This window comes from Bradyrhizobium sp. KB893862 SZCCT0404 (assembly GCF_018130885.1).
Classification (GTDB): Bacteria; Pseudomonadota; Alphaproteobacteria; order Rhizobiales; family Xanthobacteraceae; genus Bradyrhizobium; species Bradyrhizobium stylosanthis.
The window spans coordinates 278,204-292,995 of the sequence record NZ_JAFCLT010000005.1; the positions used below are offsets into that span (position 1 = coordinate 278,204).

Consider the following 14,792-nt stretch of genomic DNA (forward strand, 5'->3'; position numbering starts at 1 on the left):
CCTGGCTTTCGCCAGGACGACGGTCCGATAGATAGCGGACTAGCCCAAAATTACAAAATAAACCGGCTCAGATCCGCATTCTTGGCGAGGTCGCCGACGTGCTTCTGTACGTAATCGGCGTCGACCCTGATGGTCTCGCCGCTGCGGTCGGGGGCGGTGAAGGAGATCTCGTCCAGCACCCGCTCCATCACGGTCTGGAGCCGCCGCGCGCCGATGTTCTCGACGGTGGAATTGACGGCCACGGCGACGTCGGCCAGCGCGTCGATCGCGCTGTCGGTGATGTCGAGCGCCACGCCCTCGGTCTGCAGCAGGGCGACATATTGCTTGATCAACGACGCCTCGGGTTCGGTCAGGATGCGGCGCATGTCGTCGCGGGTCAGCGCCTGCAGCTCGACGCGGATCGGCAGGCGGCCCTGCAATTCCGGCAGCAGGTCGGACGGCTTTGCGACGTGGAAGGCGCCGGAGGCGATGAACAGGATGTGGTCGGTCTTCACCGCGCCGTGCTTGGTCGAGACCGTGGTGCCCTCGATCAGCGGCAGCAGGTCGCGCTGCACGCCCTCGCGCGAGACGTCGCCGGCGGCACGGCCTTCGCGCGCGCAGATCTTGTCGATCTCGTCGAGGAACACGATGCCGTTGTTCTCGACCGCGCTGATCGCCTCGAGCGTGAGCTGCTCGGTGTCCAGCAGCTTGTCGGACTCCTCGTTGACGAGGATCTCGTGCGAGCCTTCCACCGTCAGCCGCCGCGTCTTGGGACGGCCGCCGAGCTTGCCGAAGATGTCGCCGATCGAGATCGCGCCCATCTGCGCGCCCGGCATGCCCGGGATCTCGAACATCGGCATGCCGCCGCCGGAGGATTGCGTCTCGATCTCGATTTCCTTGTCGTTGAGCTCGCCCGCGCGCAGCTTCTTGCGGAAGGATTCCCGCGTCGCCGAGCTGGAATTGGCGCCGACCAGCGCGTCGAGCACGCGCTCCTCGGCGGCGAGCTGCGCCCGCGCCTGCACGTCCTTGCGCTTCTTCTCGCGCACCTGGGCGATCGCGACCTCGACGAGATCGCGGACGATCTGCTCGACGTCGCGGCCGACATAGCCGACCTCGGTGAACTTGGTCGCTTCCACCTTCAGGAACGGCGCGTTCGCGAGCTTGGCCAGCCGCCGCGCGATCTCGGTCTTGCCGACGCCGGTCGGCCCGATCATCAGGATGTTCTTCGGCAGCACCTCTTCGCGCAGGGAGCCTTCGAGCTGCTGCCGGCGCCAGCGGTTGCGCAGCGCGATCGAGACGGCGCGCTTGGCGTCACCCTGGCCGACGATGAAACGGTCGAGTTCGGAAACGATTTCGCGGGGAGAGAAGTCTGTCATGGGACCTTAGCTAGGGTCAGAAGCGGGCCGGGACAAGCCGCTTTTTTCGGCCGTCAGATGATCGGCGGACCCGATTGCCATTGTTTCACGGCTTCGATCGGATGGATCAGCATCAGGATATTCAGCGTCAGATTGTCGCGAATATGGAGCGCCAGCATGACCTCGAAGGCGAGGCCCAGCAGGACGGTCGCCGACACCGGCAGCACGCGCGCGGCGAGGAACCCGAGCATCATGGCCAGATTGTCAGAAACCGAGTTGACGATGCTGTCGCCGAAATAGTCCAGCGAGATCGTGCCGGCACGGTAGCGCTCGATGATGAAGGGCGAGTTCTCGACGATCTCCCAGGCGCCCTCGATCAGCATGGCGATGATCAGCCGCGCCGGCCAGGAGAGAGGCAGGAACGGCAGCCGCGCGAACAGCAGCCAGGTCAGGCCGTAGAACAGGAAGCCGTGCAGGATGTGCGAGAAGGTGTACCAGTCGGCGATGTGCTGCGAATTCTCCGAGCTGTTCACCACGCCGTGCCAGAGCTTGACATAGCCGCAGGTGCAGATCGGCACGCGCCCCATCGCGAACAGGATCGCGGCCTGCAGCACCAGCAACGATAGCGCGATGCCGGCCCAGCCGAGCGGCGGAAACGCGGTCTTGGCGGTGGAGGTCGCAGCGAGTGTCATGCGTCTCGGATCATCAGGAGGGCGGGACCGTCGGGCGTGACGATAACATGCTGCGGGATAAATCCAGCTTTCTCATAGGCACGAATGGCGCGGCCATTGGCAGGGCTCGGATCGATCACGATACGCGGCACGCCACGCGCAAACAGCTGGTCGATGAAGGCACGGATGAAGGCCGAGCCGTGGCCGCATCCGAGCATTTCGGCCTCGCCGATGAACTGGTCGAGGCCGCGCGTTCCTTCCGGCTGCGGCCCGAAGCCGACGTGCCATTCGCCGAGCCGGTAGCACTGGAGGTAGGCGAAGGGCCGGCCGTCCAGGCTGACGATGAACTGCGACAGATCAGGATGATCGAGGTCGCCTCCGACGAACTCGAGCGTCTCCGGATCATGCCACCATTCGGCGACATGAGGCGCATCCAGCCACTGCCTGATCAGCGGCATATCGGCCGGGGTCATCGCGCGGAAGGTGTAGATGGCGGTCATCTAGCGGCCATAGCGGTGCTGCGCCCCTTTCCCGCCTGCGGGATAGGTTGCACCGAGCGCGGGGCTAGTCCTTGGGACAAAGGACCCTCCGGCCTACCCGGTCGCCAGGCTCTCGATGGTCAGGTTGCGGTTGGTGTAGACGCAGATGTCGGCGGCGATGTCGAGGGAGCGGCGGACGATGGTCTCGGCGTCCTTGTCGGTGTCGAGCAGGGCCCGGGCGGCCGCCAGCGCGTAATTGCCGCCGGAGCCGATCGCCATGACGCCGGCCTCGGGCTCGAGCACGTCGCCGGTGCCGGTCAGGACCAGCGAGACGTCCTTGTCGGCCACGATCATCATGGCCTCCAGCCGCCGCAGGTAACGGTCGGTGCGCCAGTCCTTGGCGAGCTCCACGGCGGCCCGGGTCAGCTGCCCCGGATACTGCTCGAGCTTGCTCTCCAGCCGCTCGAACAGGGTGAAGGCGTCGGCCGTGGCGCCGGCGAAGCCGCCGATCACGTCGCCCTTGCCGAGCCTGCGGACCTTCTTGGCGTTGGACTTGATCACGGTCTGGCCGATCGAGACCTGGCCGTCGCCGCCGACCACCACCCTGCCGTCCTTGCGGACCGTCAAAATCGTGGTGCCGTGCCAGCCGGGGGAGCTGTTCTGGGAATCCTGCATGAAATACCTCGTTGTCCGGCCTGATTTAGGCGGTCGGAGACGGGCGCACAACGGGCCGTTCCGGGCCGAATTTCGCTCACCATAGGCAGAAGTAGAGGCCCCGCCAGCCGTTCCCGCAGTAGCGAAGGTGTCATTTGGCTGTTAATAGACTGGCGTTTTCGGCTCCGAGCACGACCCGGAAAAGTGGGTACCGGTTTTCCGAGAGGGTCAGGCTCAAACGAAGGTGAAAGCCAGCTTTCAATGCGCACCGCGACGATCAAGCGCAAGACCAAGGAAACCGACATCGAGGTCTCCGTGAACCTCGATGGCACCGGCGTGGCCAATATTGCGACCGGCATCGGCTTTTTCGACCATATGCTCGATCTCCTCGCCCGCCATTCCCGCATCGACCTGACGGTCAAGGCGGTGGGCGACCTGCACATTGACTATCACCATACCACCGAAGACACCGGCATCGCGCTCGGCCAGGCGGTCAAGCAGGCGCTCGGCAACATGGCGGGCATCACCCGCTATGCCGGCGTGCACATGCCCATGGACGAGACGCTGTCGCGCGTGGTCATCGACATTTCGGGCCGCCCGTTCCTGGTGTTCAAGGCCGACTTCCCTCGCGACAAGATCGGTGAGTTCGACACCGAGCTGGTGCGCGAGTGGTTCCAGGCCTTCGCCATCAACGCCGGCGTGACTCTGCACGTCGAGACCCTATATGGCGATAACAGCCATCATATCGCCGAGTCCTGCTTCAAGGGTCTGGCGCGGGCGCTGCGCACCGCCGTTGCGATCGATCCGAAGGCGGCGGGCGAAATCCCGTCTACCAAGGGCTCGCTCGGCGGCTGACATCTTCGTCTTGCGGCATACGCTGCCGGCGGCATCACTGAATTTAGAGAGCGGGGCATCACCATGCCTGTCTACACAGTTCATGCTCCCTTCCCTGGCGGCGCCGATCTGCGCGCGACCGACAAATTCGTCTTCGTGCGCGACGGCTTCCATTTCTGGGCGATGATCTTCGGCCCGTTCTGGCTGTTGTGGAACCGGCTGTGGCTCGTGCTGATCGGCTGGCTGATCTTCATGGCCGCCTTCTATGCCGGCCTCTCCAGCCTCGGCATCGGCCGCAGCTCGATCTTCTTCGCCGATATCGTCATCGCGCTGCTGATGGGCCTCGAGGCCTCCAGCCTGCGGCGCTGGACGCTGTCGCGCGGCAAGTGGCGGCAGCTCGATATCGTCGTCGCAGACGACCATGACACCGCCGAGCGCCGCTTCTTCGAGCGCTGGAGCCAGAAGCAGCACGGTATCGTCAACGATCAATGGGCCGTCGACCGCGGCGGTCCGCCGCCGACCCGCGGCACGCCGGGCCAGCAGTTTTCGAACCCGCCGCCGATTCCGGCCGGCGGCATCATTGGGTTGTTTCCAGAACCGGGAGGGTCAAGATGAGCGTCGCCATCATCGATTACGGTTCCGGGAATCTGCATTCCGCCGCGAAAGCCTTCGAGCGCGCCGCGCGCAGCCTGGAGAGCCCGCAAAAGGTCTTCGTCACCAGCGATCCGGACCAGGCCTATGAGGCCGACCGCCTGGTGCTGCCGGGCGTCGGCGCCTTCGCCGATTGCCGGCGCGGGCTCGATTCCGTCAACGGCATGGTCGAGGCGATCACCGAAGCGGTGCGCGTCAAGGCGCGGCCGTTCTTCGGCATCTGCGTCGGCATGCAATTGATGGCAAGCCGCGGCAAGGAGCACGTCATCACCGAGGGCCTGAACTGGATCGGCGGCGACGTCGAGAAGATCACGCCGCGCGACGAAAGCCTGAAGATCCCGCACATGGGCTGGAATACGCTCGAAGTGCTGCGCGAGCATCCGGTTCTGAACAGGCTGCCGCTCGGTCCCAAGGGCCAGCACGCCTATTTCGTGCACTCCTACCACCTCAATCCCGCCAGCGAGGCGGACGTGCTTGCGCGTGCCGACTACGGCGGGCCTGTCACCGCGATCGTCGCGAAGGACACTGCAATCGGCACTCAATTCCACCCCGAGAAGAGCCAGCGTTTCGGTTTGGCCCTGATCTCGAACTTCCTGCGATGGAAACCGTGATTCTCTTTCCTGCGATCGACCTCAAGAACGGCCAGTGCGTGCGCCTCGAGCAAGGCGACATGGCGCGCGCGACCGTGTTCAACCTCAATCCAGCGGCGCAAGCGCAGAGCTTCGTCGAGCAGGGCTTTGAGTATCTCCACGTCGTCGATCTCGACGGTGCCTTCGCCGGCAAGCCTGTCAATGCCGAGGCCGTCGAGGCGATGCTGAAGACGATCAAGATCCCGGTGCAGCTCGGCGGCGGCATTCGCGATCTCAAGACTGTCGAAGCCTGGCTCGACAAGGGCATCACCCGCGTCATCATCGGCACCGCCGCGGTGCGCGATCCTGAACTGGTGAAGTCTGCCGCGAAGAAATTCCCCGGCCGCGTGGCCGTGGGTCTCGACGCGCGCGACGGCAAGGTCGCGGTCGAAGGCTGGGCCGAGACCTCGCAGGTGACGGTGCTCGAGATCGCAAAGCGCTTCGAGGATGCCGGCGTTGCCGCCATCATCTTCACCGACATTGCGCGCGACGGCCTGCTCAAGGGGCTGAACCTCGATGCGACCATTGCGCTGGCGGAGGCCATCTCGATCCCGGTGATCGCCTCCGGCGGCCTCGCCTCGATCGAGGACGTCAAGGCGATGCTGACCCCGCGCGCGAAAAAGCTCGCCGGCGCCATCGCCGGCCGCGCGCTTTACGACGGCCGGCTCGATCCCGCCGCCGCCCTCACCCTGATCCGCAACGCGCGCGCGCCCGGGAGCTGACACATGTTCAAGGTGCGCGTGATCCCCTGCCTCGACGTCAAGGACGGCCGGGTCGTCAAGGGCGTCAACTTCGTCGATCTCAGGGATGCCGGCGATCCCGTCGAAGCTGCGATCGCCTACGACGCCGCCGGCGCCGACGAGCTCACCTTCCTCGACATCACCGCGACCCACGAGAACCGCGGCATCATGCTCGACGTGGTCCGGCGCACGGCGGAGGCCTGCTTCATGCCCGTCACCGTCGGCGGCGGTGTGCGCAAGGTGGACGACATCAAGACGCTGCTGCGTGCCGGGGCCGACAAGGTCTCGATCAACAGCGCCGCGGTGTCGCGGCGCGAGTTCGTCAAGGAAGCCGCCGAAAAATTCGGCGAGCAGTGCGTCGTGGTCGCGATCGACGCCAAGCGGGTCAAGCGCGCGGGCGGTGGCGAGCGCTGGGAGATATTCACCCATGGCGGCCGCAACTCCACCGGCATCGACGCCATCGAATACGCCCAGGAAGTGGTCTCGCTCGGCGCCGGAGAAATCCTGCTCACCTCGATGGACCGCGACGGCACCCGCCAGGGCTTCGACATCCCGCTGACCCGGGCGATCGCCGACAGCGTTCCCGTTCCGGTGATCGCCTCGGGCGGCGTCGGCAACCTCGACCACCTCGTCGACGGTATCCGCGACGGCCACGCCACGGCCGTGCTGGCCGCCTCGATCTTCCACTTCGGGGAATTCACCATCCGCGAAGCCAAGGAGCACATGTCCCGGCGCGGGCTGCCCATGCGCCTGGATGCCTGACGACTCCGCTTCATAAAAATGCTACACAGGCCGGTGGGACCGGCTCGTTCAGCCGGACGTGTTTTGAGTGCTCCCTATGCCGCGTTTCACGATCCACGACCTGGCCGAGACCATTGACGCCCGCGCGGCGTCCGGTGGCGAGGCCTCCTATACCCGCAAGCTCCTCGACAAGGGCGCCGAGCATTGCGCCAAGAAGTTCGGTGAGGAAGCAGTCGAAACCGTAATCGCAGCAGTCGAAAACGATCGCGCGCATCTGATCGCCGAAAGTGCCGACCTGCTCTATCATTTCCTTGTCCTGCTCAAGGCCCGCGGCGTAAAGCTGGAAGAGGTCGAAGCCGCGCTGGACAAGCGGACGAACATGTCTGGGTTGGAAGAGAAAGCGTCGCGCAAGAGCGGCAGCTAGCCGAGGTGGAGAGTCGCGTCATGGATGTCCGCGCACCCGAGCAGCAGTATAATCCGTACCGCATCTATACGCGCGAGGAGTGGTCGCGTCTGCGCGACGACACGCCGATGACGCTGGAGCCGGGCGAGTTCGACCGGCTGCGTTCGCTGCACGACCGCCTCGACTTGCAGGAGGTCGAGGACATCTATCTTCCGCTGTCGCGCCTGCTCTCGATCTATGTCGATGCGATGCAGCGGCTGTATTATTCGGAGCGGCAGTTCCTCAACATCCGCGACCGCAAGGTGCCCTACATCATCGGTGTCGCCGGTTCGGTCGCGGTCGGAAAGTCCACCACGGCCCGCGTGCTGCAGGCGCTCTTGGCGCGCTGGTCGCCCCGCCCGAAGGTCGAGCTGATCACCACCGACGGATTCCTTTATCCCAACGCGGTGCTCGACCGGCAGGGCATCATGCAGAAGAAGGGCTTTCCCGAAAGCTACGACCTGCCGCTGCTGCTGAGCTTCCTGTCCGACATCAAGTCGGGACGCCGACACGTCCGCGCGCCCGTTTATTCGCATCTGACCTACGACATCGTGCCGGGTCAGTGGGCCGAGGTCGACCAGCCCGACATTTTGATCGTCGAGGGCGTCAACGTCCTGCAGACCGGCAAGCTGCCGCGTGACGGCAAGGCGGTGCCCGTCGTCTCCGACTTCTTCGACTTCTCGGTCTATATCGATGCCGACGAGGCGGCGCTGCGGCGTTGGTACATCAAGCGCTTCCTGGCGCTGCGCGACACCGCGTTCACCAATCCGAAGTCCTACTTCAACCGCTATGCGCTGCTCTCGGACGAGGAAGCGACTGCGACCGCGACCGCGATCTGGGAACGCACCAACCTCGCCAATCTCGAGGACAACATCCTGCCCACCCGCCCCCGCGCGACGCTGATCCTGAAGAAGGGCGCTGATCACGTGGTGGAGAGCGTGGCGCTCAGGCGGCTGTAAGCGCGAGCGCTCCAGGGGGCCCGTCACCCCGCGCGACGGGTCAATTCCGCTCTTTCGCGCTAACGAAGATGTGCCACGCTGCCAGAAACATGGCGGCGACGAGCGGGCCAATGACGAATCCGTTCGCGCCGAACGTCGCAAGCCCGCCCAGGGTGGCGAGCAGCACGACATAGCTTGGCATCCGGATCGACTGGCCGACCAGGACAGGGCGCAGAAAGTTGTCGGCAAGACCGATCACGAAGGTGCCGAAAGCGAGCAGGATGATTCCCTTCGTGACTGCGCCTGCCACGAGCAAATAGAGGCCGACCGGCACCCAGACCAGGGCGGAGCCGAGCACGGGCAGAAGCGAGAGCAGCGCCATGATTGCGCCGGCCAGCAGCGGCGCAGTCAGGCCCAGCAGCCAGAAGATCAGCCCGCCAAGCGCTCCCTGGATCAGTGCAACCAGGATGATCCCCTTGATCGTCCCGCGAACCGAGAGGGTGAACGCATTCAGGAGCTCGGCGGTGTGGCTCGCCCGCAGCGGCAGCGCGGCGCGGATGCGTGCGTTCAGCTCGTCGCCGTCGCGCAGGAAAAAGAACAGCAGGTACAGCATCACGAGCAGGCTTGCGGCGAACTCCACGGTCAACTGACCGATGTTGAGCGCATGCCCGGCCAGCTGCTGGCCGGCCGGGACAACCAGACCCGAGAGGCGCTCCTTCAGGGCAGAAAGATCGATGCCGGCCAGGCGGTCTGAGATGGAAGTCGCCCAGTCAGGCAGCGCGGATTTCAGTTGCTGCAGGGGGTGAGCGATACTGATCTCCCCGGTCTGAACGCGCTGGTACAGCTCTCCTCCCTGATCGACGAGCGAGGCGATGATGACGGCCACGGGAATCAGGACCATGACGACGACGACGAGGACGATGGAGAGTGCTGCGAGGTTACGCCATTCCGGAAACGTTTCCAGGCACCGTCGATGGAGTGGCGCGAATATGATCGCCAGCAGCATGGCCCACAGCAATGCGCCGGAGAACGGCCAAAGCAGCCAGCCGAACGCGACGGAGATTGCCGCAAGCAAGACGAGGAATGAGCGGTCTTCCGATGTTCTCACGTGTCGCCGGCCTTTCAGTCGCTGCTCGCCGGACGTTGGTAGCACAGGACAGTGGCGCGGCGGCAAGTCACGCCGTCACGTCGCGCCAATGCCCGGGTTCGATGCGGTCTGTCACCTGCCGGCGCTGGCCAGCCAATCCGCAGGCTTGATGCGCCCCACGAAGGTGGCGGGCCCGGTGCTGTTGGCCTTGTAGACAAAGGCCTCGCCTTCCTGCACGTCGCCCGCGTCCTTGCCAAAGGCGTCAGTGATGTTGGTCTTGTGGGTGACCAGGACCGTGTTGGTGCCTGCCTGCACAGATGCATCGACGAGCTGACGCATGGCCTGTCCGGCCTTTGCATTTGCGCCGGCCGGGTTTGCCATTCCCGATGCACTGGCATTGCTGCTGTCCGTCAGCGCATCGAGCGGCCTGACCTCGCGGCCGGAGAGCAGCCTGCCGGTCTCGATCGCGCGGTTCAGCCGGCTGGTGTAGACCTCGCCGATCGGGATCGCGAGCGCCTTGACCGCCGCCCCGATCTGGCGGGCCATGTCCCTGCCCTTGTCACTGAGCTGACGCTGGGCGCTCATGTCGTCGAATCTGAAGGGGTAGACATCCTTTTGACTGTCGTCGGTGGCGGTGTGCCGGAACACCAGCACGTAGCCGCCTTGCTTCAGCGATGAGATGAGCTCCGGCGTATCGGCCGCGGCGCCCCGTGAGAGGCCGGCGAGAAGGACAATGATCGCGAGGCGCAAAAGCATACTCATGCGCAATATCCGCTATGCAATGCCCCGCAGGATGGTGGCGCGCCGTGCAGCCGATTTCAATTGTCGATTGCCGGTCGGGATCAGGTTATCGTGAAGTTGTGGGTCGGGTGCCGTAGGGTGGGCAAAGGCGCAAAGCGCCGTGCCCACGTTCTGCGCGTTTCATCAAAAGATGCGTGGGCACGCTTCGCTTTGCCCACCCTACGACATTCTATGTTGCGGCCGTGCATGTGCCCACAACGTCGTTGCGAGCGCAGCGAAGCAATCCAGAATGCCCCTGCGGAAAGACTCTGGATTGCTTCGCTGCGCTCGCAATGACGCGGTGGGAGCCCCGGCTACACCGCCAGATGCCGTGACGCCGCCAGTCCCGCCAGCGCCTCGTCGAGCTTCTCGCGGTCCAGCGGCTTGATCAGAAACCCGTTCATGCCGGCCTCGAAGCACGCATAGCGATCCTCCACCAGCGTGTTGGCCGTGAGCGCCAGGATCGGCGTGTGCCGGCCGCCGGTGGCGGCTTCATGCGCGCGGATGCGCTTTGTCGTTTCGATGCCGTCGAGCTGCGGCATTTGGATGTCCATCAGCACGAGATCATAGGGCGTGCCGGCCGAGCTGGCTGCGAGCCAGGATTCCAGCGCGGCCTCGCCGTGGACGGCGATGACGACGCGGTGGCCGAGCTTGGTCAGCAGCGAGCGCATCAACAGTGCGTTGATCTCGTTGTCCTCGGCGACGAGGATGGAGAGCCCTTTCGCCGGCGCCGCGCTGGCGGACTCGGCCGGCGGCTCCGGCGCGAGGTCGGGCGAGGCAACCTCCGGCGTCAGCGCGAGGCGTGCGGCGAGCGAGGCCGCGCGCAGCGGCTTGACCAGGAAGCCGGTGAAGGCGGGCGAAATCTTCTCGTGGCGCGAGCTCGACGTCAGCAGCACCAGCCGTTGCGGCGCATGCGCGCGCGCCGCTTCACCCAGCCGGTCGGCGATGGCCGAACCGATGGTGCGATCGACCAGCACCGCGTGCCATGAGCGTTCGGGCAGCAGCGCTTCCGCGGCCGTGGCGTCGCTCACGAGGCAGGTCTGTCCGCCCCAGCGCTCCAGGCGCCGGGCGATCAGCGAGGCCTCGATGCCCTCGGCGACGAGGAGCACGGATTTGCCGGTGAGGTCGGGGCTCGGGAAGGCGGTCTGTCCCGCGTTTCCTTGCGACGGTGCGAGCGGCACCGCGACCTCGAAGGTCGCGCCCCTGCCCGGCTCGCTCGTCAGCGTGATGCGGCCGCCCATGCGCTTGACGATGCGCTCGCTGATGGCAAGGCCAAGTCCGGTGCCGCCATAGGTGCGGGCGACGCGTTCGTCGGCCTGCTCGAATTCGCGGAAGATGCGCTGCTGCGCCTCGGGCGCGATGCCGATGCCGGTGTCGCGGACCAGGAAGCTGATCTCGTTCGGCCAGATGCCGGGCTCGACGATCAGCGCCACGCCGCCGTGAGCGGTGAACTTGATGGCGTTGCCGGCGAGGTTGAGCAGCACCTGGCGCAGCCGCGCGGCATCGCCGACGATCTCGAGCGGCAGGCGCTCGTCGACATAGGCGGCGATCTCGAGCTGCTTGGCCTGCGCGCGCGGCGCCAGCAGCTCGGTGATTTCCTCGATCAGGGTCGAGAGCGCGAACGGGCGCTGCTCGAGGTCGAGCTTGCCGGCCTCGATCTTGGAATAGTCGAGCAGTTCCTCGATCAGCGCCATCAGCGCTTCGCCCGAGGTCTTCACCGCGCGGGCGTAGGTCGCCTGCTCCGGCGTCAGATGGGTGTCGAGCAGCAGGCCGCCCATGCCGATTATGCCGTTCAACGGCGTGCGAATCTCGTGCGAGGCCATCGCGAGGAAGCGGGATTTGGCGCGGTTGGCGGCGTCGGCCTGGTCGCGCGCCTCCGACAGCGCGCGCTCGGTCTCGGTGCGGTCGGTGACGTCGCGCCCGACGCTCTGCAACTCGGCCGGCTGCCCGGCATCGAGCCGCACGTAACCTTCGCGCCAGGCGATCCAGCGCGCACCGAGCGGCGTCGTGATCTTCTGGTCGTGGATGCGGGTGCCGTTGCTTTCGCGGGCGCTGTCGCCCTGCTCCACCACGTCGAAATCGAAGCGCGTGCCGACCAGCGCACTGCGCGCCTGTCCGGCCAGCGCGCAATAGGCGTCGTTGGCGAAGGTGATGCGGCCCTGATGGTCGCGCAGCACGATCAGGTCGCCCTGTTGCTCGAACAGGCTGCGGGCGCGCTCCTCGGCTTCCTTCAGCTCCCAATTGCGGTCGATCAGCGCCTCGTTGTGGGCGGCCAGCGTGCGCATCCGCTTGTTGACGAAGCGCAGCCGCATGCTGAGCGTGGCAAGGCCAAGACAGGCGAAGGCGAACAGGAAGCTCGCGCCGATCGCGAATGCATTGGGGTCGTAGCCGGAATTCTCGGAGCGGCTGCCGGAGACAAAGCCATAGGCGCCGCCGAACGTCGCCGAGAAGATCATGAAGGAGCGGATCGCGAAGGCGATCCTGGGATGCCGCCGCCTGAAGCGGCGCATGCGCACCTTGATCCGGAACGTCCGACCCATCGCCACCCCGACTCTTGTCCGAAACCCCACCGCCGCTGCGTGCGACGATGTCGCGCCGACCTTGCGAACAGCTTGAGGCTTTGCGGCCGCCTCCAAACAGGGTTAGCGAGGTGTTAACGCCCTCAGAGCGAGGCGGCCTGGAAGGGGCGGCGGCCGTCGTGCGCGCCGACGATCAGCGCCGCCGCCTCGCGCTGCGAGAACGTCTTCGAGCGCACATAGATGCGGTAATCGGCGGGGCCGTCGGTCGAGAGATAGATCACCGGGCCGCCGTCGACCGGCTGCGCCGCGATGGTGACGAGGCGGTTTGCCGGACTGGCCTGGCAGGAATCGGTTTCGGAACCGAGGCCGTCGTCCACCACCGCGAAGTCCGCGGCGTCTGCATCCTCGGTGATCTGGACCTTGACGGTGGCGCGCGACGGATCGTCGGTGAAGGCGACATGGACGCCGGCGGTCCAGAACAGGGATGTCAGCTCGACGGAGGTTTCACCGAGGGCGATGCAGGGGTGCGAGACCGATCCGATCTCGCCGCGGGCAAACGCGGCTGCCGCCAGCAGGGGAACAACGGAGGCCAGGATCTTGAAACGCAACATGACACTCTACTCGCCAGGCCCGAGTGAACGACTCCAGAAACTCGGTGGGCCTTATGGTTTGCAGAGGGTAAAGGAAACTCGTTACCGCCGGGTTGATGCGCGGAATGATCAGGCCAGCTGCCGCACATCCTCCGCGAGTGCGCGGTAGGACAGCGCTTCGGCGAGATGCAGCCGGCCGATCCTGTCGGCATTGTCGAGATCGGCCAGCGTGCGCGCCACCCGCAGCACGCGGTGATAGCCGCGCGCCGACAGCCGCATGGTCTCGGCGGCGTCGCGCAGCAGTTTTTGACCCTGCGCGTCGGGCTTTGCGATCTCCTCCAGCACGGAGGCAGGTGCCTCGGCATTGGTGCGGACATGCGGCAGGCCGGCATCCGCATAGCGCGCGAGCTGGATGTCGCGCGCAGCCGCCACGCGCGCGGCGACTTCGGCCGAACCTTCGGCCGGCGGCGGCAGGATCAGATCGGCCGCGGTCACGGCGGGGACCTCGATGCGCAGATCGATACGGTCCATCAGCGGGCCGGAGATGCGCGACTGGTAATCGGAGGTGCAGCGATCGATGCGACCGCGCTTGCAGGCATAGCCGGGCTCGAAGGCGTTGCCGCAGCGGCACGGATTCATCGCCGCGACCAGCATGAAGCGGGCAGGGTAGGTGACGCGATGATTGGCGCGCGAGACCGAGACCTCGCCGTTCTCCAGCGGCTGGCGCAGCGAATCCAGCACGCGCGGATCGAACTCGGGCAGCTCGTCGAGGAACAGCACGCCCTGATGCGCCAGCGAGATCTCGCCGGGCTTGGCGCGGATGCCGCCGCCGGTGAGCGCGGCCATGCTGGCGGAATGATGCGGCGAGCGGAACGGCCGCTGCGATGTCAGCGCGCCGCCTTCGATCTCGCCGGCGACGGAGGCGATCATCGAGACCTCGAGCAGCTCGCCCGGCGACAGCGGCGGCAGAATGGAGGGCAGGCGCGCGGCCAGCATCGACTTGCCGGCGCCGGGCGCGCCGATCATCAGGAGGTGATGTCCGCCCGCGGCCGCGATCTCCAGCGCGCGCTTGGCGCTCTCCTGGCCCTTGATGTCGCGCAGGTCGAGTTTCGAGGCGGCGGCCTCGTGCACTTTCGGCGAGGGCCGCGACAGCACCTGCGTGCCCTTGAAGTGGTTGGCGATCTGGATCAGCGATTGCGCGGCGATGATCTGGATGTCGGGGCTCGCCCACGCGGCTTCCGACCCGCAGGCCGCCGGGCAGATCAACCCTTCCTCGCGCACATTGGCGCCGATCGCGGCGGGGAGGACACCGGCGACCGGCGCGATCGAGCCGTCGAGCCCGAGCTCGCCGAGCACCGTGAAGCCGGTCAGTGCGTCCGGCGGGATCGCGCCGATCGCCGCCATCAGGCCGAGCGCGATCGGCAGGTCGTAATGGCTGCCTTCCTTGGGCAGATCCGCGGGCGCCAGGTTGACGATGATCCGCCGCGCCGGCAGCGCCAGCCCCGAGGCGATCAGCGCCGAGCGCACCCGCTCGCGCGCCTCCGACACCGCCTTGTCGGGCAGGCCGACGATGGCGAAGGCCGGCAGGCCGGGCGCGACCTGCACCTGCACGTCGACCGCGCGGGCCTCGATCCCCTCAAAGGCGACGGTGGATACCCGTTGAACCATGCCGAACCAGCCTGCCCGTTTGCACAATCAAGGGT

16 protein-coding genes are annotated in these 14,792 nt (G+C 66.2%); 7 read left to right on the plus strand and 9 right to left on the minus strand.

Annotation, left to right across the window (positions count from 1 at the left end; translation table 11 throughout):
• Positions 1–50: 50 nt before the first annotated feature.
• From hslU to hslV, 4 genes are all read right to left on the minus strand, one after another.
• Positions 51–1,355, minus strand: coding sequence for an ATP-dependent protease ATPase subunit HslU (hslU, locus tag JQ617_RS21935; protein WP_212028101.1), 1,305 nt, complete (start codon positions 1,353–1,355; stop codon positions 51–53).
• A gap of 53 nt (positions 1,356–1,408) precedes the next feature.
• On the minus strand, positions 1,409–2,026 hold the full coding sequence (locus JQ617_RS21940; RefSeq protein ID WP_212028102.1) for a DUF2585 domain-containing protein: 618 nt from the start codon (positions 2,024–2,026) through the stop codon (positions 1,409–1,411).
• On the minus strand, positions 2,023–2,505 hold the full coding sequence (locus tag JQ617_RS21945) for a GNAT family N-acetyltransferase (RefSeq protein ID WP_212028103.1): 483 nt from the start codon (positions 2,503–2,505) through the stop codon (positions 2,023–2,025). Before JQ617_RS21945 ends, JQ617_RS21940 begins: the two co-directional genes overlap by 4 nt.
• Before the next feature lie 93 nt (positions 2,506–2,598).
• Positions 2,599–3,159 carry an ATP-dependent protease subunit HslV gene (gene hslV, locus JQ617_RS21950; RefSeq protein WP_212028104.1) on the minus strand — a complete coding sequence of 187 codons (561 nt, stop codon included), beginning with the start codon at positions 3,157–3,159 and terminating at the stop codon, positions 2,599–2,601.
• Between the two features lie 240 nt (positions 3,160–3,399).
• Between hslV and hisB the strand changes: the two genes are divergently transcribed.
• The 7 genes from hisB (at position 3,400) to coaA (ending at position 8,134) form a co-directional block, all read left to right on the plus strand.
• Positions 3,400–3,993, plus strand: coding sequence for an imidazoleglycerol-phosphate dehydratase HisB (gene hisB / locus JQ617_RS21955; RefSeq protein WP_027561673.1), 594 nt, complete (start codon positions 3,400–3,402; stop codon positions 3,991–3,993).
• A 63-nt stretch (positions 3,994–4,056) separates the two neighbouring features.
• Complete coding sequence (locus JQ617_RS21960; RefSeq protein WP_212028105.1) at positions 4,057–4,587, plus strand: DUF2628 domain-containing protein; 531 nt, start codon at positions 4,057–4,059, stop codon at positions 4,585–4,587.
• Positions 4,584–5,234, plus strand: coding sequence for an imidazole glycerol phosphate synthase subunit HisH (gene hisH / locus JQ617_RS21965; protein ID WP_212028106.1), 651 nt, complete (start codon positions 4,584–4,586; stop codon positions 5,232–5,234). Before JQ617_RS21960 ends, hisH begins: the two co-directional genes overlap by 4 nt.
• On the plus strand, positions 5,231–5,974 hold the full coding sequence (gene hisA / locus JQ617_RS21970; RefSeq protein WP_212028107.1) for a 1-(5-phosphoribosyl)-5-[(5-phosphoribosylamino)methylideneamino]imidazole-4-carboxamide isomerase: 744 nt from the start codon (positions 5,231–5,233) through the stop codon (positions 5,972–5,974). Before hisH ends, hisA begins: the two co-directional genes overlap by 4 nt.
• Positions 5,975–5,977: 3 nt before the next feature.
• Positions 5,978–6,754, plus strand: a complete 777-nt coding sequence (gene hisF / locus JQ617_RS21975; RefSeq protein ID WP_212028108.1) for an imidazole glycerol phosphate synthase subunit HisF — start codon at positions 5,978–5,980, stop codon at positions 6,752–6,754.
• 76 nt (positions 6,755–6,830) lie between these two features.
• On the plus strand, positions 6,831–7,157 hold the full coding sequence (locus JQ617_RS21980) for a phosphoribosyl-ATP diphosphatase (RefSeq protein ID WP_061023638.1): 327 nt from the start codon (positions 6,831–6,833) through the stop codon (positions 7,155–7,157).
• 20 nt (positions 7,158–7,177) lie between these two features.
• Positions 7,178–8,134 carry a type I pantothenate kinase gene (gene coaA, locus JQ617_RS21985; RefSeq protein ID WP_063685399.1) on the plus strand — a complete coding sequence of 319 codons (957 nt, stop codon included), beginning with the start codon at positions 7,178–7,180 and terminating at the stop codon, positions 8,132–8,134.
• 40 nt (positions 8,135–8,174) lie between these two features.
• Here coaA and JQ617_RS21990 read toward each other — a convergent pair whose 3' ends face one another.
• The 5 genes from JQ617_RS21990 to JQ617_RS22010 form a co-directional block, all read right to left on the minus strand.
• Positions 8,175–9,221: an AI-2E family transporter gene (locus tag JQ617_RS21990; RefSeq protein ID WP_212028109.1), complete on the minus strand. Its 1,047-nt coding sequence runs from the start codon at positions 9,219–9,221 to the stop codon at positions 8,175–8,177.
• 111 nt (positions 9,222–9,332) lie between these two features.
• A complete protein-coding gene (locus tag JQ617_RS21995) occupies positions 9,333–9,962 on the minus strand; it encodes a histidine phosphatase family protein (RefSeq protein WP_212028110.1) in 630 nt (209 codons plus the stop codon).
• A gap of 332 nt (positions 9,963–10,294) precedes the next feature.
• Positions 10,295–12,520 carry a PAS domain-containing hybrid sensor histidine kinase/response regulator gene (locus JQ617_RS22000; RefSeq protein WP_212028111.1) on the minus strand — a complete coding sequence of 742 codons (2,226 nt, stop codon included), beginning with the start codon at positions 12,518–12,520 and terminating at the stop codon, positions 10,295–10,297.
• Between the two features lie 122 nt (positions 12,521–12,642).
• Complete coding sequence (locus JQ617_RS22005; protein ID WP_212028112.1) at positions 12,643–13,110, minus strand: hypothetical protein; 468 nt, start codon at positions 13,108–13,110, stop codon at positions 12,643–12,645.
• A gap of 108 nt (positions 13,111–13,218) precedes the next feature.
• On the minus strand, positions 13,219–14,757 hold the full coding sequence (locus JQ617_RS22010; protein WP_212028113.1) for a YifB family Mg chelatase-like AAA ATPase: 1,539 nt from the start codon (positions 14,755–14,757) through the stop codon (positions 13,219–13,221).
• Between the last annotated feature and the right edge of the window lie 35 nt (positions 14,758–14,792).

What these genes read in the sequence shown, in the direction of transcription:
- hslU (WP_212028101.1), bottom strand. Translation starts at nt 1,355, where the DNA reads ATGACAGACTTCTCTCCCCGCGAAATCGTTTCCGAACTCGACCGTTTC.
- JQ617_RS21940 (WP_212028102.1), bottom strand. Translation starts at nt 2,026, where the DNA reads ATGACACTCGCTGCGACCTCCACCGCCAAGACCGCGTTTCCGCCGCTC.
- JQ617_RS21945 (WP_212028103.1), bottom strand. Translation starts at nt 2,505, where the DNA reads ATGACCGCCATCTACACCTTCCGCGCGATGACCCCGGCCGATATGCCG.
- hslV (WP_212028104.1), bottom strand. Translation starts at nt 3,159, where the DNA reads ATGCAGGATTCCCAGAACAGCTCCCCCGGCTGGCACGGCACCACGATT.
- hisB (WP_027561673.1), top strand. Translation starts at nt 3,400, where the DNA reads ATGCGCACCGCGACGATCAAGCGCAAGACCAAGGAAACCGACATCGAG.
- JQ617_RS21960 (WP_212028105.1), top strand. Translation starts at nt 4,057, where the DNA reads ATGCCTGTCTACACAGTTCATGCTCCCTTCCCTGGCGGCGCCGATCTG.
- hisH (WP_212028106.1), top strand. Translation starts at nt 4,584, where the DNA reads ATGAGCGTCGCCATCATCGATTACGGTTCCGGGAATCTGCATTCCGCC.
- hisF (WP_212028108.1), top strand. Translation starts at nt 5,978, where the DNA reads ATGTTCAAGGTGCGCGTGATCCCCTGCCTCGACGTCAAGGACGGCCGG.
- JQ617_RS21980 (WP_061023638.1), top strand. Translation starts at nt 6,831, where the DNA reads ATGCCGCGTTTCACGATCCACGACCTGGCCGAGACCATTGACGCCCGC.
- coaA (WP_063685399.1), top strand. Translation starts at nt 7,178, where the DNA reads ATGGATGTCCGCGCACCCGAGCAGCAGTATAATCCGTACCGCATCTAT.
- JQ617_RS21995 (WP_212028110.1), bottom strand. Translation starts at nt 9,962, where the DNA reads ATGAGTATGCTTTTGCGCCTCGCGATCATTGTCCTTCTCGCCGGCCTC.
- JQ617_RS22000 (WP_212028111.1), bottom strand. Translation starts at nt 12,520, where the DNA reads ATGGGTCGGACGTTCCGGATCAAGGTGCGCATGCGCCGCTTCAGGCGG.
- JQ617_RS22005 (WP_212028112.1), bottom strand. Translation starts at nt 13,110, where the DNA reads ATGTTGCGTTTCAAGATCCTGGCCTCCGTTGTTCCCCTGCTGGCGGCA.
- JQ617_RS22010 (WP_212028113.1), bottom strand. Translation starts at nt 14,757, where the DNA reads ATGGTTCAACGGGTATCCACCGTCGCCTTTGAGGGGATCGAGGCCCGC.